The 20440-nt window shown below is 62.4% G+C and carries 16 protein-coding genes; 8 read left to right on the top strand and 8 right to left on the bottom strand.

The window, feature by feature from the left end; translation table 11 throughout:
- Position 1: 1 nt before the first annotated feature.
- Together C0V76_RS05765 and C0V76_RS05760 are read right to left on the bottom strand one after the other, a co-directional pair.
- Entirely contained in the window at positions 2–409 is a 408-nt protein-coding gene (locus C0V76_RS05765; protein ID WP_158239152.1) for a PilZ domain-containing protein, read from the bottom strand.
- Position 410: 1 nt separating this feature from the next.
- The gene (locus tag C0V76_RS05760) at positions 411–1478 is read right to left on the bottom strand and encodes an acyltransferase (protein WP_101941416.1); all 1068 of its coding nucleotides are present in this window, start codon (positions 1476–1478) and stop codon (positions 411–413) included.
- A 231-nt stretch (positions 1479–1709) separates the two neighbouring features.
- Between C0V76_RS05760 and C0V76_RS05755 the strand changes: the two genes are divergently transcribed.
- The 8 genes from C0V76_RS05755 to C0V76_RS05720 all read left to right on the top strand — a co-directional run bounded on the left by C0V76_RS05755 (position 1710) and on the right by C0V76_RS05720 (position 9663).
- Positions 1710–2390 (top strand): phosphatase PAP2 family protein, encoded by a 681-nt coding sequence (locus C0V76_RS05755; RefSeq protein ID WP_101941415.1) that lies wholly within the window; start codon positions 1710–1712, stop codon positions 2388–2390.
- 91 nt (positions 2391–2481) lie between these two features.
- Positions 2482–2766, top strand: coding sequence for a hypothetical protein (locus C0V76_RS05750; protein ID WP_101941414.1), 285 nt, complete (start codon positions 2482–2484; stop codon positions 2764–2766).
- 239 nt (positions 2767–3005) lie between these two features.
- Positions 3006–3419: a bacteriohemerythrin gene (locus tag C0V76_RS05745; RefSeq protein ID WP_101941413.1), complete on the top strand. Its 414-nt coding sequence runs from the start codon at positions 3006–3008 to the stop codon at positions 3417–3419.
- A gap of 201 nt (positions 3420–3620) precedes the next feature.
- Positions 3621–3962, top strand: coding sequence for a hypothetical protein (locus C0V76_RS05740; protein ID WP_101941412.1), 342 nt, complete (start codon positions 3621–3623; stop codon positions 3960–3962).
- Between the two features lie 179 nt (positions 3963–4141).
- Complete coding sequence (locus C0V76_RS05735) at positions 4142–4516, top strand: response regulator (protein WP_101941411.1); 375 nt, start codon at positions 4142–4144, stop codon at positions 4514–4516.
- A 53-nt stretch (positions 4517–4569) separates the two neighbouring features.
- Positions 4570–5733 carry a pectate lyase gene (pelA, locus tag C0V76_RS05730; protein WP_216821661.1) on the top strand — a complete coding sequence of 388 codons (1164 nt, stop codon included), beginning with the start codon at positions 4570–4572 and terminating at the stop codon, positions 5731–5733.
- Between the two features lie 996 nt (positions 5734–6729).
- On the top strand, positions 6730–8274 hold the full coding sequence (locus tag C0V76_RS05725; protein ID WP_101941410.1) for a pectate lyase: 1545 nt from the start codon (positions 6730–6732) through the stop codon (positions 8272–8274).
- 183 nt (positions 8275–8457) lie between these two features.
- Positions 8458–9663, top strand: coding sequence for an ROK family transcriptional regulator (locus tag C0V76_RS05720; RefSeq protein WP_101941409.1), 1206 nt, complete (start codon positions 8458–8460; stop codon positions 9661–9663).
- Positions 9664–9673: 10 nt separating this feature from the next.
- On the opposite strand, the gene C0V76_RS05715 is transcribed toward C0V76_RS05720, so the two are convergent.
- From C0V76_RS05715 to C0V76_RS05690, 6 genes are all read right to left on the bottom strand, one after another.
- Entirely contained in the window at positions 9674–10711 is a 1038-nt protein-coding gene (locus tag C0V76_RS05715; RefSeq protein ID WP_101941408.1) for an extracellular solute-binding protein, read from the bottom strand.
- Between the two features lie 185 nt (positions 10712–10896).
- On the bottom strand, positions 10897–11907 hold the full coding sequence (holA, locus tag C0V76_RS05710) for a DNA polymerase III subunit delta (protein ID WP_101941407.1): 1011 nt from the start codon (positions 11905–11907) through the stop codon (positions 10897–10899).
- An 11-nt stretch (positions 11908–11918) separates the two neighbouring features.
- Positions 11919–12467 carry an LPS assembly lipoprotein LptE gene (gene lptE / locus C0V76_RS05705; RefSeq protein WP_101941406.1) on the bottom strand — a complete coding sequence of 183 codons (549 nt, stop codon included), beginning with the start codon at positions 12465–12467 and terminating at the stop codon, positions 11919–11921.
- A gap of 115 nt (positions 12468–12582) precedes the next feature.
- Positions 12583–15231, bottom strand: coding sequence for a leucine--tRNA ligase (gene leuS / locus C0V76_RS05700; RefSeq protein WP_101941405.1), 2649 nt, complete (start codon positions 15229–15231; stop codon positions 12583–12585).
- A gap of 62 nt (positions 15232–15293) precedes the next feature.
- On the bottom strand, positions 15294–17117 hold the full coding sequence (locus C0V76_RS05695; RefSeq protein ID WP_143707356.1) for a PAS domain-containing protein: 1824 nt from the start codon (positions 17115–17117) through the stop codon (positions 15294–15296).
- A gap of 89 nt (positions 17118–17206) precedes the next feature.
- Positions 17207–20347 carry a PAS domain-containing protein gene (locus C0V76_RS05690; RefSeq protein WP_101941403.1) on the bottom strand — a complete coding sequence of 1047 codons (3141 nt, stop codon included), beginning with the start codon at positions 20345–20347 and terminating at the stop codon, positions 17207–17209.
- Positions 20348–20440 lie beyond the last annotated feature (93 nt).

Here is a 20440-nt window from a genome sequence, read left to right as displayed (position 1 = left end):
CTCAGATCAGGGACGGGCCTTGCACGATGGCTTCGGCCTCGCGGCTGGAGAGGCGCACCGAGGCGCTGCAGATCACGATCACCACCAGCCACTCCTTGAGGGTCTGGGCGCCGGCGGCATCGAGTTCGATGAAACGGCAACCTTGCTGGCGCTGCGAGCCTTCTCCGGTCAGGCTGACCAGTTCGGCGCGCCCGCGCACCTTGTCTCCGAAACCGTCAATCAGGCGCAGGACGAAGTCGAAGGGGGTACTGGGCAGCGGAAGTGTAGCTGGCAGGCCGAAACCATCCAGCGACAGATCGATCAGCGTGCCACGCGCATCGCCGATCTGGATTTCGATACAAGGCTTGCCCTCACGCAGGGCAGCAAAACGCTGGCGCTGACGGCGCTCGGCGGGGGATGGCAGATTCAAGTCAGACTCCGCTGAGTGCAGTGCGCAGTGCGCGGACGGCAGCCTGCGGGCGCAGGCCGATTTCGACGCGGTGATAGAACAGATGGCCGGCCCCGATGCTGAACAGCCAGGCCAGTAACATGCCGGCGAGGTTCAATGCGGGTGAGTCTGGCGCGACGCGTGAGAACACGGCATTGACCAGCAGACAGACCGGGAAGTGAATCAGGAACACCGAATAGGAAATCTGGCCCAGCCAGGCACTGAGGCGGAAGTCCGGCCAGCGCTCAAGCCAGCCGGAGCGGGCAGCGGCCGCCAGCAGCGTGGCGGTTGCGAAGGCCAGCGCAATGCGTGGCCGGAATTCATAGGCCAGTGCTGCGAGGCCCAGCGAACACAGCAGTAGCAGCCAGGCCCGGCCATGCCGGTGACGGGAGCTCCACTGAGCCATCACGCCCAGACCGTAGGCGCCGAAGAAGTACAGCCCCCAGTTGTCCCAATCCGACTGCAGGTTGAAGTGCAGGAGCGAGGCACAGGTCAGACCCGCCACTAGCCACAGCGCGACGCGTGCCGGGTGGGTGAGCTTGCTGACGGCACCAAGGATCAGGCAGAGCATGGCGAAGAGCTGGAAATCGATGGCGATGTACCAGACCCCGGCTGACAGGGACTCCTGTCCCAGAACGCCTTGCAGCAGGAGTGTGTGAGAAACCATCTGCCACAGGGTGGGTGCGGCAGGAATGGATTCATGGTTCAAAAGCTGGCGTGCCATGGCAGCACTCAGCACGCTGATCAGCAGGGCGATGGCCAGCGGTACGGCAAGACGGTAGTAGCGTTGCCAGATCAGGCGCAGCGGCTGGATGGCGCCGGGCAGGGCTGCCGGGGCAAGGCTGCGGGCAGCCAGGAAGCCCGCCAGCACGAGGAATACCTGAACCGCCATGCGCGCATGGTCGTAGAGCCAGCTGATGGCGTCAGGCGCCAAGGGCAGGGCGATGTCAGACATCGGGCCGTAAAAGGCGAGGTGATGAAGAACGATCAGTTGTGAGGCGATCGCCTTTAGCGTGTCTATCAGCGGCAGACGGGAACGAGTTCGGTTCATGGTGTTGCTGCGGGTTTACCCAGACCAGACAAGAAACGCACGAACCGGTCATCGGGCTGACGTGGATTTCTAAGTCTTTGAAAAGTGCGGGATTTTATCCCTTCAGCAGAGCGGGGTCCAGCCGTTTTCCGTCGCACTGGGTGAGCGCTGGCAGGTGAGCTTTGGCACAATGCAGCAGGTGCATGCCCTGGGTGGCTGCAGTTAGAGTCGGAGACCGGTTTGGAACACGAGATGCATCATCTGGGTTGGGGGCAGCGCTTCTGGCAGACCTTGCGCCGCTGCTTCTGGTTCAAGAGCCTGGGCACCATGGGCTTCACCTTTGTCTTCTTTCTGGCCTACATCTATCTGCTTAAGAATCCGGCGGATGTGACTTTCATCATGCCCAGGATCTGGCTGGATTCCTGGATCAGCTTCCATCCACTTGCCCTGATTCCCTACCTTTCTCTATGGGCCTACGTGTCTCTGCCACCGATCTTCATGCTCCGGCGCGTCGATATCGTGGCTTACGGCGTGCGCATCGGTCTGCTGTGTATTGTTGGTCTGGTGAGTTTCTATCTGTGGCCCACGGCTGTGCCGCCAGCGGATATCGACTGGGCCCGCTATCCGGGTATGGCCTTCCTCAAGGGGGTGGATGCGGCCGGCAATGCCTGCCCCTCGCTGCATGTGGCCACGGCTGTGTTCTCCGCGATCTGGCTGCATCGCCTGCTGCGGGATTTTGGCAGCCCGGCCTGGTTGCCCTGGGCGAGCGCGCTGTGGTGTGTGGCCATTGTGTGGTCCACCGTGGCGACGCGTCAGCATGTGGCGCTGGATGCACTGGCCGGCATAGCGCTGGCGGGCGTGGCGGCTTGGCTGTCGATGCTGCCGCAGCGCCCGTTTCCGCTCCTGACAGGGCCGGTACGTAGCGAGCCCTGAAAAAAACTGCAAAAACCTGTCAACCTGCCCGTACAGGCCGCGTTATTTGCCGCATGGAGGACGCAGTTTTGCGTTGAAAGGAAAGCAGGAGATGGGACAACAGATTTGCGATCAGACCTACGTCGAGTTTCTTGAGTCGATCAAGGCGGCAGGCGTGGCCATTACCAACGAACGCGAGTTGCGCGAGCGACTGGCTGAAACTTGGCGCTGGCGTTTTGCCTTCATGACCCTCGCGGCTAATGGCAAGCCGCTGGGCATCAGCTTTCTCGACAAGGACGCAGAACGTCACATGGACAAGATCCGTGGCACTTTCGAGCGCTACCAGTTTCCGGATCACGCCGATGAAGTGTTTACTGCCCGCCTCTCGCGGGATTGAGCCTTCCGGGTAAGTAACAAGTAAAGGCTGGCACTGCGGTGCCGGCCTTTTTTTTCGTCTTGCCGTCGGACTTGCGCTGGCGCAGGGCTCTCAATAGAAAACTGCAACGAGGCGGTGAAAAAATGCAATTTGATGTGTTGCGTCAACCCGCCGCTTGCCAGTGGGGCAATCATTGACACCAAGCGCCGGGGACTTTCGGCGCACCCGTTTTTCCTCTCGGTATCAAGGAGCATTTCCCCATGAGTCTCGCCAAATGGACTAGTGATCTGGCTGTTGGCAACGCAGCCATCGACGATGATCACCGCAACCTGTTCAGCCTGCTCGAACGCCTGCATCAGGACATGAGTTCCGGTCAGATCAATCAGGAAACCCAGAGCATCGTTGATTCTCTGCGTGACTACGCCGAAGCCCATTTCGCGCGCGAAGAAGCCTTCATGCGCCAGATCGGCTATCCGCATTACCCCACTCACAAGGCCGAGCACGACCGTTTCGTGAGCGAGGTCTGTGCCTTGCAATCGCGCGTGGCACGTGGTGCCCGCACCGCTCAGCTGGATATCGATCAGTTTCTCGCCAGCTGGCTGCGCGAGCATGTGCTGGTGCGTGACATGGCCCTGGCCGCAGCGATTCGTGGTGAAGGCGCCGTGGCGGCCTGAGCCTCGGGAGGACTTGTGTCCCCAAAAACCGGCCTCGCTGAGGCCGGTTTTTTACGTCCGCTGAAGCCTTGGGCTGCTTTGCCTTTAGTGCCTACCGACGGGTGTGGTGAGGGGCGCCTGTTTCCTCCGGCCGGCAGGAGACTTTGGGCGTTCTGCTCGTGAAGACACGCATCCCGTGCTTTTCCCCGCTGTGGTGGCGCTGTGCTTGTTGCTGGCGGGCGCGCGCTGAGCGCGCTGTTCGTGCGCCAGGAGCGGAAGCGTCAGACCGTGCAGGAAGGATTGCTACGGCGGTATGCCCAGCGCGCGCGGATCGAGAGCGAGCAGATCTCCACGCTCTACCTGGTCAGCGGTGTGGAGGCCTTCATTCGCGCTGATCGTGGCGAGGTTCATGCCGAGGAAATATGCCGCGTGCTGACGATACTCTATGGAAACAGCCACGCCATCCGCAACATCGGTATCGTGCCCGGCAATCGGATCAGCCATGTCGATCCGCTCGCTGGCAATGAGCGTGCGATTGCGCTGTACTACCCGGACAATCCGTAGCAACGGCCGGCCATCTAAAAATCATTCGCTAGCGCAGCCCATTTCTGGCCGGGCCGGTGAAGCGGGTGCAGGGTGGATAGGGGCTGATTTACCGCGTACCGGTGTCCCTGGACGATGGATCTTACTGGGGCCTCGCTCAGCTCTTGGATGCCTTGCCTTGGCCTGGCAATGGACGGGTCATGCTGGTCAAGCCCGGGCAGTGGTTTGCGTGTGGGGCTGGAAGCCTGGCTACGGGCCTGCAGGCCGATACCGCCATGAATGGCTGCGAGGCGCTCACCGCGCTGAGCAGGAGTGACTATGACCTGGTCCTGATGGACCTGCAGATGCCGGAAATGGACGGGCTGGAAGCTACCCGCCAGATCCGCGACCCTCATTCCAGCGTGCGTCGACATGACCTGCCGGTAGTGGCACTGACCGCCAATGCCCTCGAAGTGCATCGTGATGAATGCCTTGCCGCAGGCATGAATGATTACCTCAGCAAGCCGCTTGCGCAGGAGTCGTTGCGCGTGATCCTGCAGCGGTTCCTGCACGGTTTTTCCAGTTCTTCTGCCTGATCCACTCTGGGCTATGATCCCCGGCACTCGATAACCCGTTCCGGGGGGAACACATGACTCGCAAGATGATTCGCAGCGCGCTGCTCGGTGCACTGCTTGGAATGCTTGGTGGCCAGTCCGTGGCGGCTGGCTACACTGCGGTATCGCTGCAGGGCTTTGACGACGGTATCAAGCACTGGCGCAATCGCTACGGCGACAAGTACGAGAAGTACGCCCCGGAGCAGATCCGGGAGATCGCCAACAATGTCTTGCTCTACCAGCGTCTCAACGGAGGCTGGATCGAGAACCGCGACCCTACACGGGTACTGAGCTATGCTGAAAAGGCTCAGATCCAGGAAGAGCAGAAGATCGAGTCGGCCAGCTTTGATAACCGTAACGTCTATTCACAGATTGAATATCTGGCGGCCGTGTATGGGCAGACGGGGGAGGCGCGTTATCGCGAAGCCCTGCTGCGTGGTTTGGACTTCACCCTGAACAATCAGCACAAGAAGTGTGGTGGTTGGCCGCACACCGTGCCGGGCGAGCAGTCCTATCACCCCTACATCACCATGGCGGACGAGGTGACTTCCGGCGTGCTGCGCACCCTGCGCAAGATCGCCGCTGGCAGCGCGCCCTTTGCCTTTATGCCTGCGGCTACCCGTGCGCGGGCAGGGGCTGCCGTCAAGCGTGGTGATGCTTGCGTGCTGCAGTTGCAGATCGTGCAGAACGGCCAATTGGCCGGCTGGGCAGGTCAATACCACCCCGATACCTTGCTTCCTGCCAATGGCCGCAGCTTCGAGCTGGCCTCCATCGTGTCGCAGGAGAGCATCGAGATGCTGCGTTACCTGATGGGGATCGACAAACCCACGCCGGCCCAGATCCGCGCAATCGAAGGTGGGGTGAAATGGTTCGAGCGCTCGGCCCTGAAGGGACTGAAGATCGAGACGGTCAAGCTCGATCAGCCGGTCAAGTACGAGTACCACACCGCGACGACGGACCGTTTGCTGGTCGAGGATCCGGCTGCGCCGCTGTTGTGGGCGCGCTTCTATGACCTGAAGGACAACAGCGTGGTGCTGGCTAACCGGGATGGCATCCGGGTGGCGAAGTATGCCGACATCCACCACGAGCGACGCACGGGCTATGCCTGGTACGGTCAGTGGCCGGCCAAGCTGCTCGACAGCGAGTATCCGGCTTGGTGTGCACGCCTGCAGCGAGCCTCGGTGCTGAACCAGAAGTGATGCCGCCAGACCTCGGCCGACCTGGGCTGCGCCTGCCGGTTTGACGATGGGGCCGTGCGCAGGTGCGGCCCCGGTTTCTTATGCCCGCTGAGCCGGCTCAGGCCCGGCGATGCCGGCGAGTAGAGCTAGCTTGTGCTTGCCGCGGCGCTGCTGCCGGTTGAAGACATCACAAGCATTGCATGGCCCGTCTCGAGCAATGAAGGCTGGCCTGCTCGCTTTGTCATGCATGGCTGATCGCTGACCCGATCCGGGTTTGCATCACGCCTCGCCGCTTTTCAGATTTTTTCTTGCACTTTGTTTGTGAGCTCAGGGCGGCTTGATTCCGGAGGCTTGTTTGGCGTGCTCATCGAGCGGTGAGCATCCTTCGCGGGTGCGCATTCCGCTCTGTGTAACGAACCGCCTTGGGGCAGAAACTGGCTGGCGATGGCAGCGCACGCTTGAATTTGTCGTTGGCGCGCAGCTACGCCTTTGATGCGATGCGTCGGTAAACGCCAAGCTGAACTTTGTCTTACTACTTTAGTTTAGGTCTTGGGATGTAGGTGATTACCCTTATGTTTCTTAATCTCTATATGTAAATAAATTAAATTTGCTCAGGTTTTGAGCAGTTGAGTCGTGCAATCCCGACGAACGGTCGAAATGCGGCGGTGGCTGAGACTCGGAGCGCGCCATGCATAGATTTTGTGCGCCGCAGCTTGAGTCAGATTTGTGGATGGTTTCGCTAACAATTTGTGCGTTGCCGCAGAATTATTTTATTGTTTTCAGGTGTTTTCTGAATTTTTGGCAATGAAATGAATTTGCTTGGTTAATTGCTAACACCTGGATACAAACTAACACTTGTAAAAACTACCCAGTTGACGCCCTTTGAATTGTTATTTGAACGGGCCGCGCATTTAATTCCGACACCAGTTGTCGGGGCGTTTCTGACAAGACGTTTCCGCTCAAGAGCAGTCATGGATGAACTGCTCAGGCTGGCACCATTACTCTTGAGGAGACAAAATGAGCTTCAAACTGAAAGCCAGCGCGGCAGCCATTGCCATGCTCACCGGCAGCGCCTTCGCGGCCTCCACCGGCGGTTTCGCCACCGCGGACGGCAATATCTCGACAGCCCGCAAGTTCACCGTGTCGACCTACGCGGAAATCAACACCATCATCGCCAATGCGCGTTACAACGATGCGGGCACCAAGGTAGCCACCGGCGCCTATCCGCTGCACATCGTCTATACCGGCAACGAAGATGCGCTGATTGCCCAGATCGTCAAGGATTCCACCAAGGATTCTTCCGGCAACTGCCCGGCCCCGCACTGGAGCGATGCTTACCGTTACGTCGAGGTGAAGAACTACACCGCTGGTGTGACCATCGAAGGCGCCAACGGCTCCTCGGCCAACTTTGGCATCGTGCTCAACGGAGGTTCCAGCAACGTCGTAGTCAAGAACATGAAGATCGGTGCCCTGGGCGGTGCCAGCAACGATGCGGACATGTTCCGTATCGACAGTGCCTCCAATGTGCTGATCGACCACAACGAAATGTTTGCGGTGAACAACGAGTGCAATGGCTCGCCCGACGGCGACCTGACCTTCGAGTCGGCCATCGACATCAAGAAGGCCTCGCACAACATCACCGTGTCGTACAACTACATCCACGACAGCAAGAAGGTCGGCCTGGATGGCTCCTCCTCCAGCGATATCGATGGCGGTCGCGAGATCACCTATCACCACAACTACTACAAGAACGTGAATGCCCGCCTGCCGCTGCAACGCGGTGGCTGGATCCACGTCTACAACAACCTGTACGACGGCATCACCAGCTCGGGCATTAACACTCGTCAGGCCGGCTATGCGCTGATCGAACGCAACTACTTCCAGAACGCCGTTAACCCGGTGGTCTGCTTCTACGACAGCGGCAGCAACTGCGGTTTCTGGGATCTGCGCAACAACAACATCCTGAGCACGGCTGATTTCGCCACTTACAACATCACCTGGACCACCCCGGCCAGTGGCGACAAGAGCGCTTCGGCCTGGACCAACACGGCTACCTTCCCGAAGACCCTGACCTACACCTACGAGCCGGTGACGGCCCAATGCGTGAAGGACAAGCTGGCAAGCTATGCCGGCGTGGGCAAGAACGGTGCTGTGCTGACGGCTTCGGCCTGTAGCGGCTCCTCCACCAGCTCGAGTGCCGCTTCCAGCGCTGCGAGCAGCTCGAGCGCCGCCTCCAGCGCCGCTGCCTCCAGTGCTGCGGCTTCCAGCACGGCTTCGTCGGCTGCCGCCTCCAGTGCCGCGGCCTCCAGCGCGGCTGCTTCGTCGAGCGCCAGCACTGCCCCGACCCTGACCGGCACGGGCGACTATCCGGACGGCTTCTCCAAGTGCGCCGCACTGGGTGAAACCTGCTCGGTTACCAAGGGCACCGGCTGGGTGGCTTTTGGCCGCAAGGGCAAGTGGGTGACCAAGTATGTCGGCGTGGGTAAGAGTGTCGCTTGTACCGTTGCCGTCTTCGGTGTCGACCCGCTGGGTGATCCGAACAAGTGTTCCTACCAGCAGTAAGCAGAGCACCGCAGGCTGTATGGAAAGGCCGGCGCAAGCCGGCTTTTTCTTTGTTGTATTTCGTGACTTCAAGCAGAAAGCCCACGATTCTGGCGTTTTCAGGCTTGCATGCCGCACAAGTCATGCACCAGAATCGTTCCGCATTTTGCATAGACCCCAAACCAGAGGTTGCAGCGACCACTCATGCTCATTACCGGAAACCAGCAGCTCATCAAGAATGTGAACCGGATGGCGATCCTGCGCGAAGTGCGCAAACGGCCTGGGGTTTCGCGGACTGACCTGGCCGAGGCGACCGGACTGACGCGTGCCGCCATCGGGCGCCTTGTCGAGGGCCTGACTGAAGAAGGCTGGCTGGCCGAAGAGCCGAGACTGGCTTCGACGACGCTCGGGCGCCGGCCGACGCCGCTGGTGTTCGATGCGTTCCGCCTGGTACTGCTGGGGGCGCATATCAATGGCGAGCGCTCGCGGGTGGTCGCCAGCACCCTGGCCGGCGAGGTTTTTGAACTCAGCGTGCTCAGCACCGAGGGGCTTGCCGGTGAGGCTGTGCTCGATACCCTGGCACGCCAGATCAGTGACATGCAGGCGCGCTTCCAGATCGCCGGCCGGCGTATCTGCGGGATTGGCGTCGCTGTGCCGGGGCCGGTGGATCCGCTGACGGGGGATCTGCGGTTTTCCGAATCTACGGGCTGGAGTTGCTTGCCGGTGCGCGCAGGCCTGCTGGCCCGTCTGGCGGCGCAAGGCATGCAGGATGTACCGGTCATCGTGGATCGGGCGGCCAACTGCATCGCCTTGCAGCATGCCGAGATCAATCGGCTGGAGCTGTCCGAAGCCTTGTTGTATGTCCATGTGGGGCAGAATGTAGCGGTCTCGGCCATGCTGCATGATCGCCTGATGCGCGGCCGTCACGGTCTGGCGGGCTATGTGGCGCACCAGACGCTGCAGCTGGAAGGCCCTGCCTGCAGTTGCGGGCGTGCCGGGTGTGTGCAGGCCATGTTGACCCTGGAAGCTATGGGGCGGCAACTTGAGCTGCCGCGCAACCTGTCACCCGCTGCACTACAGAGCGAGTTGCGCAGCGCCGTTCAGGCCGCCGAGCCGCGTGCGCTGGCGGCCTTGCAGAGCTTGAGCCGGCATCTTGGCGCTTTCATTTACAACTTGTGTCAGACCTATGATCCGGGGCGGGTTTTCGTGGGGGGCGCGGCCTTCCAGCTCGGCGGCGATCTGATGCCTGGCTTGCGTGCGCGTCTCGATGAGCTGTATGCCGACTCCGGCCTCAATCCCCCGCAGGTGCAGGTCATGCGGGTGGATGTGCAGACGGCTGCGCAAGGTGCGGCAGCGGCCGTGCTACGCGCCTTGCTGAGTCTGGAAGCGGCACTGCCCGAACACGTCTGAGCGCGCTCGCTCAATGCCCGCGCGGAGGCAGGGTAACGATGCGTTCCCAGTAACTGCTGCGCAGGGCGCTGTTTTCCACCGGCTCCAGCCAGATCAGTTTGCCCGTGTCCGGCATGGCTGGGCGAGGGCTGTCCTTGAGCGTATTGGCGAGACCCTCGCGCAGGGTGAGGCTGGACGACACATCCTTGCTCAGCGTGTGGTTGATCCAGGCTTCGGCCAGCGCCCGGTTGCCTGCCCGGCGCATGACAGCCCAGCAATCCAGCCAGGCCAGCGCGCCTTCGCTGGGGATCACGTAGCCGATGTCCATACCCGCCTTGAGCAGCAACTGGATCTGCTGATCGCCGTAATTGGCAAAGACCAGCGCTATCTCCTGCTCTCGGAAGGCCTGTACGACCTCTTCCGGAGTGGCATAGAACTTCGCCACATTCTCGCGCAAGGCCTTGAGCCGCTTCACAACCTTGCCGAACTGCTCTGGCTGGAGATTGAAGGGGCGGTGGTAGCCGAGCGATAGGGCTGCGAGGCTGAAGTTATGCGTGCTGCCCTCGTAGGCCAGTACCTTGCCCTTGTAGCGTGGATCCCATAGCGCGTTGAGGGAGGTGGGCGGGATGGTGATCAACTTGCGGTTATAGATCAGCCCCATGGCCGAGTAGGTGTAGGGAATCCCGAACACCTCACCGCTGCGTACCAGCCCCGGAATACTCTGGGGATGGCGGAAACGGGCCGTTTGCCGCCGGGTGTTGGGAATGTTTGCGGTGCGGATCGGGGCGAGCAGATCGGCCTCGATATAACGCGCGAGTTCGGCAGTATTCACTGCGATGAGATCGAAATTACCGCCGTTTGCGGCGTTGGCGAGCGACCACAGTGCGTCATCGCTGGTGACTTCCTGCACCTGTACTTTGACTTGATGACGTTGCTCGAAGGCGCTGATCGCATCCTTGCTGACATAGCCGGGCCAGCTCAGGATACGCAGCAGATCCTGGCCGGCGACCGGGGTGGTTGCGCCGAGATACAGGAGCAGGGCGAGCAGGATGGTGCGAAGGTGCGGCATGGAGGCGCCTTGTTGCAGAGGGCGGTGCCCAGATCATATATCCGCTAGCGTATGGACGAAACCCTGCGGCCCTGCCTGTAGCCGCCTATAGAGCGCTCAGACCGTGAAGCGGCTCATCGAGCGGCGCTGTGTCCGGTGGGGGATTTCCATAGAAAAGGGCTTTGGCGTCTTAGGGGGCTACTTGTTCAGCGCATACGCACGCGCAGGGCAAGCTGCAGGAACTCATCCCATACGTCGCCGCGGCCGATGCCCTTGGCAAGGCGGTCTATGCGTGCCGCATGCAGCAGGGCGGCGCGCAGGCCACCGCTCTTGAGGCGTTGTACGGCGCGTTTGACGAGTTGCTGGCGCGGGCCGAAGACGCGTTCAGCCTTCAGCGCTGCATCCACACTCTGACCGGCATCCATGGCTGCGCGCACATTGGCAAGCGTTCGGATCTCATTGGCCATGCCCCACAGCACCAGTGGGGTGGCGGCGCCTTCGCCCTTGAGGCCTTCAAGCAGGCGGGCGCAGCGTGGGGCATCACCTTCGAGCAGCGCGGTGCGCAGTTTTTCGGTGTCGTAGCGGGCTACATGTAGTACCGCGTCTTCAACCTGCTCCAGACTCAGCATGCCCGGTTCGTAGAGCAGGCCGAGCTTCTGGATTTCCTGGTGAGCGGCGAGCAGATTGCCCTCCACATGGCCGGCAATGAAGTCCAGCGCTTCGGCCGGGGCCTTCTGCTGCTGGCGCGCGAGGCGGCCCGCGATCCAGTTCGGTAGCTGGGCGAGCTCCGGTGCATTGCATTCCACGACGGTGCCGGCCTCGCTCAGCGCGACGAACCATACGGCTTTGCGCGCGGCCCAATCCAGCAGGGGCAGGGTAATCAGGGTGATATCGGCGGCGTGCGGGTCGAGCTCGCGCGCCAGGCGGGTCAGCGCCTCGCCGCCCTGCTTGCCGGGCTTGCCGTTGGGGATACGCAGATCAACCAGTTTGCGATCACCGAACAGCGAGAGGTTGCCGGCAGCGAGCCCAAGCTCGTCCCAGCGGTAATGCTGGTGCGTGACGATCACTTCGCGCTCGGTGATACCGGCCGCACGTGCCGCAGCACGGATGGTGTCGGCGGCCTCGATCACCAGCAGCGGCTCGTCGCCATGCAGTACGTAAAGTGGTGCAAGGCCGCGCTGGAGCTGGGCGGCGAGTTGTTCCGGGCGCAGGTTCAAGCGTGCTCCGCTCAGCGGGCCGGTGCCGAAGCCGTGGCGGCTGGTACTGAGGCCGCTGCTTCAGGCGCAGCGGGTGGCATCTTGGCCTTGGCGAGGCGGCGCATCAGCTGCTGCACGATGTCGTTCTCCATGTCGCGATAGAGCAGGGCATCTTCCTGCGCCTTGGCGAGTTCGAGACCTTCGCTGAAGCTCACGTCGCGATAGACGAAAATATCGCTGCGCGAAATGATCTCTGCGCCTGCCCTGGTGACCAGACGGAAAGAGAAGCGTTGGCGCAGCTGGTATTCGCGCACCGTGCCGGTGGAGGTCAGCGAGAGGATGTGTTTCTCCTTCTCGTTGCGTACGACTTGCAGCAGTACTTCTGCATCCTCGATCTTTTCGACCACACGGGTGCTGCCGCTGGTGGCGATCTGGCGCTTGATGGCGGCGGTGAAGTCCTCGTAAGGGTTCATGCCCAGCTGGATCGTGGCGAAGGGGAGCGACTGCGCGCCGCGCAGCTGGAAGCCGCAGGCGGTGAGCGAAGCAAGCAGGGCGACAGCAATGAAGGCGCGACGGAGCATTTTTTTCCTTAGGGAAAAGTGCTGAGCAATGAGTGTCGAGGGAGTGGAGCTCAACGCCGGCCAGGCCGGCGGGAAGTTCTGCTCAGTCCTCAGTCCTCAGTCCTCAGTCCTGTTGTCATACGACGATATTAACAAGCCGACCCGGCACCACGATGATCTTCTTCGCGGGCTTGCCTTCCATGAATTTCTGCGCCGCTTCGGATGCCACGGCCAGGGCTTCGATCGTCGCCTTGTCAGCAGCAGCCGGCACCTTCACCGAGCCGCGCGTCTTGCCCAGTACTTGCAGTACCAGTTCGATTTCGTCCTGTACCAGTGCAGCGTCCAGCGGCTCGGGCCAGGCGGCGGAGAGGATGTCTTCGCCATAGCCGAGGTCGGCCCACAGTGTGTGGGTGATGTGCGGGGTAATCGGCGAGAGCACGCGCAGCAGGATGCCGAAGCATTCCTCGATGACTTCGGCAGCGAGGCCTGTGTCGCGAGGCGCTTTTTCCAGCGCGTTGAGCATCTTCATGCACGAGGAGGCGACGGTGTTGAACTGTTGCTTGCCCAGATCGTAGTTGGCCTGCTTCAGGTTCAGGTGGATTTCGCGGCGCAAGGCGGCGAGATCGTCCGGCAGCTTGGAGTTGGCGAGTTTGCGCTGGCCGGGGATCTGCGGTTTGATCTGGCTGGCGAAAACGTGGCCGAATGCCCACACGCGCTTGAGGAAGCGGTAGGAACCTTCGATGCCGGCATCCGACCATTCCAGGGTTTGCTCGGGCGGTGCGGTGAACATCATGAAGAAGCGGCAGGTGTCGGCGCCGTACTGCTCGATCATCGCGTTCGGGTCGACGCCGTTGCGCTTGGACTTCGACATGGTGCCGAAACCGCCGTAATCGACCGGGTTGCCATCGCGCACGGCGGTGGCGCCGGTGACGCGGCCGGCGTCATCCTTTTGCAGCACGACTTCTTCCGGCGCAAACCACTCGATGCCGGTCTTGTCTGAGCGGCGCGAGAACAGGTGGTTCAGCACCATGCCCTGGGTGAGCAGACGCTTGAAGGGTTCGCGGTAGGTGACCAGATTCAGGTCGCCCATCACCTTGGTCCAGAAGCGCGAATAGAGCAGGTGAAGAATCGCGTGCTCAATGCCGCCGATGTACTGGTCGACCGGCAGCCAGTAATTGACGCGTTCGTCGACCATGGCGATGTCATTGCCCGGGGTGGCGAAGCGGGCGTAGTACCAGGACGAGTCTACGAAGGTGTCCATGGTGTCCGTCTCGCGGCGCGCGGGCTTGCCGCAGCACGGGCAGGGCACATTGAGGAAGTCCGGGCGCTTGTGCAGCGGGTTGCCGGAGCCGTCCGGCACGCAGTCTTCGGGCAGCACGACCGGCAGTTGGTCGTCCGGCACCGGCACCGAGCCGCAGTCATCACAGTGGATGATGGGGATCGGGCAGCCCCAGTAGCGCTGGCGCGAGATGCCCCAGTCGCGCAGGCGCCACTGGGTCTTCTTTTCGCCCGCGCCCTTCGCTGCGAGGTCATTGGCAATCGCATTCACGGCAGCTTCGTAGCCGAGGCCATCGTACTTGCCGGAGTTGATGCAGGCGCCGTCCTTGCTGCCGTACCACTCCTGCCAAGCGTCGGTGGAGAAACTCTTGTCTCCGACTGCAACGACCTGCTTGATCGGCAGGCTGTATTTCTTCGCGAAACCGAAGTCGCGCTCGTCGTGCGCCGGCACGGCCATCACGGCACCGTCGCCGTAGCTCATCAATACGTAGTTGCCGACCCACACTTCAACTTGCTCGCCCGTCAGCGGATGGGTGACGAAGAGGCCGGTGGGCAGGCCTTCTTTCTCCATGGTTGCCATGTCGGCTTCCATGACTGAGCCGGACTTGCACTTGGCGATGAAGGCGGCGAGCTCAGGATTGGTTTGTGCCGCGTGCGTGGCCAGCGGGTGCTCGGCGGCCACGGCGCAGAAGGTGACGCCCATGATGGTGTCGGCGCGGGTGGTGAAGACCCACAGCTTGCCGTCGTTGATCAGATTGCCCGAGTCGTCCTTGATCTCATGCGGGAAGGCGAAGCGCACGCCGGTGCTCTTGCCGATCCAGTTGGCCTGCATCAGGCGCACGCGCTCGGGCCACTGGTCCAGCGTATCCAGATCGTTCAGCAGCTCATCGGCATATTGCGTAATGGCGAGGTAGTAGCCGGGAATTTCGCGCTTCTCGACCACCGCGCCGGTACGCCAGCCGCGGCCATCAATCACTTGTTCGTTGGCCAGCACGGTCTGGTCAACCGGGTCCCAGTTCACGGTCTGGGTCTTCTTGTAGGCGATGCCCTTTTCGAGCATGCGCAGGAAGAGCCACTGGTTCCATTTGTAGTAGTCGGGCTTGCAGGTGGCGAGCTCGCGGCTCCAGTCGATGGCGAAGCCCAGCGACTTGAGCTGGCCCTTCATGTAGTCGATGTTCTCAAAAGTCCACTTGGCGGGCGGCACCTTGTTGGCAATCGCCGCGTTTTCAGCCGGCAGGCCGAAGGCGTCCCAGCCCATGGGCTGCATCACGTTGTAGCCGCGCATCTTGTGGAAGCGGGTGAGCACGTCGCCGATCGTGTAGTTGCGCACGTGGCCCATGTGCAGCTTGCCCGACGGGTAGGGGAACATGCTCAGGCAGTAGTACTTGGGCTTGCTCGCATCTTCGACGGCCTTGAAGGCGGCGGTGCGTTCCCAGTACTGCTGGGCGGTTTTTTCGGTGGCGCTGTGGTCGTAATGGGAAGCGACTTTTTCCTGCGTGGACGACATGGGGTGGATCCGGGTTGAATTTTCGCGAATTGGCGATTTTAACCCGGCAGAGGGGCTTGCTCCTATCCGGGTGCTGGCCCTGGGCGCGCGTCCTGCAGTTCCTGCTCTGCGGCGCGCAGTGCGTTGATGTCCACATGGTGGCCGACGATGATCGGCTGGCCGTCCACATCCAGGCACAGACGCTTGGAAATGATGCGCTCACGCGCCGGTGCGCCGCTGTAGGGTTGATCGCGCTTTTCGCACAGGATCACGGCCCCGCCCAGTACGGCCGCGTCTTCCCGGGCTGAGTCGGCGGCGATTCCAGCACTGGGCGCCAATTCGTTTGAACTGTGGCCGATGACGCTGCTGCGATCGCGGCGCAATTCGCGGGCAAAGGCTTCATTGATCATCAGGTAGCGGCTCTGCGCATCCTTGATGTAGAGCGGCTGCGGGATGACGTCGATGAAGCGCTGGATGAAGGCCTGAGTGCGCTCGCGCAGGCTCTTTTCGCGGGCTAGGGTCTGCTGCAGTTCGCGCTCGGCGATACTCCACTTGGTGATGTCGAACATTGCCGTGACGATTGCCGGCTGGCCTTCGATATCCTCGCAGGCGCACTTGAACACAGTGCGGAAGCGCTCCTCGCCGGTGACGCTGTGATGGTTGTGCTCTTCCTTGATCACGGTGTCGCCGGCCAGCACGGCACGATCTTCACGCAGGGAGGTTTCGGCGCGCAGGTTTTCTTCCTCGCGTGCGCTGGCCTTGTGGTCGGTCATCAGGCGAGCGATCTGGTTCGGATCATGGCCGAGCAGTTCGGCGCGGCTGCAGCCGCGCTCGCGCACAAAGGCTTCGTTCACGAGCAGGTAGCGCGAATGTGCATCCTTGACGTGAACCGGGTAGGGAATCACATCGATGATGCGTTGGACGAAGCTCTGGGTACGCTCGCGCAGGCTGCGTTCGCGGTCGAGCGCTTGGTGTACTTCACGCTCGGCGAGGCGCCAGGGCGTGATGTCGAAGTGGGTGCCAACAATCACCCGCTCCCCCTCAGGCGACAGGCAGGATTGCTTGCTGACGATGAGGATGCGCTCCTGGCCAGTGCTGGCATCGACGGCCTGCTCCTCGCGGAACACCACTGAGCCGGCGGCGATGGCACGATCCTCCTGCAGCAGGGCATTGGCTTGTAGCGGATCGAGCAGCTCGGCCGCGGCGCTGCCGATGAGGCTTTCGCGCGAGCGGTTGTGGCTGGCGCAGAAGGATTCGTTGACCAGCAGGTAGTGGCTGCCATCGGCTTCCAGGCGCTGGATATAAACCGGCTGCGGGATCACGTCGATCAGGGTCTGCAGGAAGGCGCGCTTGCGCTCGGCGAGCTCTGGCGGGCCTTCGTTGTGCAGGGCCGGTTCGGGGCGGGGCAGTGGCGTCCAGGTCATCAGCAACTGCGGACTGGCATCCACTCCGCATAGTTGTACGCAATGCACGTCGATCTGGAGGGCGGGCTGCCCATCGGCGCGGGCCAACCACTGCTGGCGATGACTGCTGCCATTACGCCTGGCTTCGGCGTGCAGCTCCACGATCAGGCTCTGCCAGGGCGCTGGCAGGCCCTGTATGGGCTGTCGGTGTGCGGCGGGCGGAAGGGCGGCGAGTTGGTGCAGGCCCCGGCTGAAGGCGAGCAACTGGCCCTCGGCATCCAGGAGGAGTAGTGGGTGGGGCGAGGCAGCGAGCGCGGCGATATTGTCTTCGCGCTGCGCCGCCAGGCGGAGGCTTGGCTGGCGCGCGAGGGCCAGTGGTAGTGGCACAACGAGGAGTGCGCCCAATACGGCTGCAGCAGCCGGAGGCAGCTCCAGCCCGACGGCGAGGAGCGCGGCAATCAGGGCGGCCAGGCCTGCGAGCATCAGGATGGATTGGTTGCGCACGGTGTGTGGCCCTGGCAGCAATACGAGTGGATGGATTGTGTTGCCAATTTGCGGGAATTGGCAGGGTTTTCGATGCTGCAGACGCACATTCAGGTATCGCGAGCGGTAGCGGCGGGTGGGTCACCAGCGCGACTGCGGGTATCGAGTTCGGTCAGGTCATAACTCGCGCAGACGATGACCGGGCGCCCCTGGGGGTCGAGACAGCCAGCCTTGGCGATCACCACGACATGCTCGTCATAGCAGCCGGGCAGGCTACGGGCCACTTTTTTGAGGATGGTCTTGCCGGCAAGCACCTCCTGGTCTTCGCTCCGTGCTTCGGCCCAGCGCTGCTGCAGCGCTTCGCGGGCTTGGGCGAGCAAGGCCGGATCGGCCTGCAGGCGGGGGTGGCGTTCGAGGAAATCCGCGCCGAGCTGTGGGCCAGTCTTGCCAAGGGCTTCTGCGGCATCGAGTAGGCCGCGGCGTGCGAGGTAGGCCGGATTGACCATCATGACGCGGCTGTCGGCATCCTTGATGTAGAACTCCTGCGGCAATACGTCGATGACGTGTTGCAGGAAGTCCTGCATGCGACCGAGCAAGGCGGCTTCGCGTTGCAGCGCTTCCTGCAGGGCACGTTCGATGCGGCGATGTTCGGTAATGTCCAGATGCAGCACGGCGATCACTGGCTTGCCATCCACGTCGAGGCAGCGACGCTTGCTGATGATGCGATCCGCCCACGGGCCACAGCCGTTGAGTGGCTGTTCGTGGCGCTCTTCGCTGATGTCCTGGCCGGCCAGCACGCGCTGTTCTTCCTCAATGATCACGCGGGCGGCGTCCGGGCTGGCGGCGATATCCAGGGTGTGGCGGCCGATCAGGGCTCCACTGTCGAGCTGCAGCTCATCGAGGAGTGCCTGGTTCACCAGCACATAGCAGCCGGCCTGGTCCTTGATGAAGAAGGGATGGGGGATGACGTCGATCATGCGTTGGACGAAGGCCTGGGTGCGCTGGCGCAGGGATTTCTCGTTGGCCATCAGGGCCAGGGCCTGGCGCTCGGCTTCGCGCTGCAAGCTCACGTCGATCTGGGCCACGACCAGCACCGGCTGCCCGTCCACATCCAGGCAGCGACGCTTGGAGACAATCAGATCGCGGATATCCTGCCCGCTGAAGCCAAGATCCTGCTTTTCCTCAAACAGGTCTTGCCCGGCCAGCACGGCCTGGTCATCGCGCAGCGAGGATTCGATCTGCAGCGGGTCGGTGAGAAAGTCGCTCATGCGCTGACCGATGATCTGCTCGCGCGCGAGGCCCGCATCGCTCAGAAAGGCAGCATTGACGTGCATATGGCGGCTTGCCGCATCGCGCACGCCGATCGGGATCGGGATGGCATCGATGAGGCGCTGGATGAAGTCCTGCGTGCGGCTGCGCAGGTCTTTCTCGGCAGCCAGGGAGGCGGCAAGCTGGCGTTCGACTTCGCGCACCGCCGTGATATCGAAGTTCGCTCCGATGATGACCGGGCGCCCCTCCGGGTCGAGGCAAGAGCCCTTGGTGATGAGCCGCCAGCGTGCCTGGCCGGTGAGCGGGTGCGGGGTGTCGTCAATGTTGCGGATGATCCGGCCGGCGAGGACTTCTTCATCCTCGGCCAGTACCCGGGCGGCCACTTCGGGACTGGGGGCCAGCTCGCGCGCCGTTTTGCCGAGGATCTCGGCGGCCGTTTGCTGGCGCTGGCTGGCAAAGGCTTCGTTGATCATGATGTAGCGTGCCTCGGCATCCTTCACATAAACGGGTTCCGGGATCACGTCGAGCAGACGCTGCAGGAAGGCCTGGATGCGTTCGGCGCGGCCATGCTCGGCATCGAGAGCGGCGCGAAGTTCGCGCTGGGCATTGCGCAGTTCGGTGATGTCGAAGGTGGAGACTACGATCACGCGCTGGCCATCCGGATCTTCGCAGGCCGTCTTGGTGACGATCTGGTCGCGACTTTCGCCGTTCGGGCCAGTGAGCCGGTTTTCCTCCTTGCGCAGATGCAGACCGGCCAGAACCTGGCGGTCTTCCTCCTGCCCCAGGCTGGCATGATGGAGCGCTACTGCGCGATAGGGGCTGTCCTGAGGGATGACGGCGGCGATGACGGCATGCGGCGTCAGGTTGATCAAGGCGTCGCGGTGCATGCCGCGCCTCTGGGCGAAGGCCTCGTTGACCATCAGGTAGCGGCTCTCGGCGTTCTTGATTGAAACCGGGTAGGGCAGCACATCGATCAGGCGCTGGAAGAAGGCCTGGGTGCGTTCGCGGCGCTCGGTTTCGCGCTCCAGCGCATCTTTCACGGCCTGCTCGGCCGTTCGCCAGGGGGTAATGTCCACCTGCGTGCCCACCAGTACGCGGCGACCCTCCGGATCCTCGCAGCTTTGCTTGCTGATGATGAAGTAGAGATCCTGCTCATTCTTGTGCAGATGTTCCTCACGGAAGATCGGGGTGCCGGCCATCACGCGCAGATCTTCGTGCAAGGCATCCTCGGCTCGCAGGATGTCGGCGTCCAGCACCTGACGGGCCTGGCCGATGAGTTCCCCGGCCGTGAGGTTGTGGCGGGCGCAGAAGCTCTGGTTCACCAGTACGAAGCGGCCTTCCTCATCTTTCACGTAAACCGGCTGCGGGATGACGTCGATGAGGGTCTGCACATAACGCTGGCTGCGCGTGTGCAGGGCGTGCTCGCGGGCGATGGCGGCCGCCAGGGTCTGATTGTGGGCGCTGAGGTTCTCGGCACTGATCAGTACGCAGGGCTCGCCTCGGCTGTCGCTCACACGGGTCGCGCACAGGCGCAGGAGCATTGCCTCACGGCCGTCGTCAGGTTTGAGCAGCACTTCTTCAGGTTCCGACTGACCCTTGCTGCCCATAGCCTGACTGAAGTGGCGCTCCAGGGGGTGCAGCCAGGCTACGCCAAAGTGCGGCAGGCTGCGGGCCTCGCGATTGCGCTCGTCCAGTGCGAGGAAGCTGGCATTGGCATGGTGCACGCCGCGTTCGGCATCAAGCAGGAGCAGAGACAGGCCGGCGCGCTCCAGGGCTGAGTGCAGGGTGTGCTTGGCTTCGCGCTGCAACCAGGCCTGGCGCAGGTGCAGGCCGCCGAGCAGGAGCAGGGCACAAAAGGCCGACAGGAAGCTGCTGCCGAAGCCGTGGTCGGCGCCCAGCCCGTGATTGAGCGCCGCTACGATCAGGGCCAGGGCGAGGCTCTGGGCAAGCAGGGCGAGGATGCGCTGCGTGAGGGCTGACATGGCCGGGGCAGATCTCTCCGGGGGCTGCGATACGGATTATTACGGCGTGCCCGGATAGTGGCTTGAGTGGCTGAGCGGGCGGGCTTTCCCGAG

This window comes from Uliginosibacterium sp. TH139, assembly GCF_002855595.1.
Lineage (GTDB): Bacteria > Pseudomonadota > Gammaproteobacteria > Burkholderiales > Rhodocyclaceae > Uliginosibacterium > Uliginosibacterium aquaticum.
Note: the sequence above shows the minus strand (reverse complement) of the source record. Positions and strands in the feature narration are given on the sequence as shown.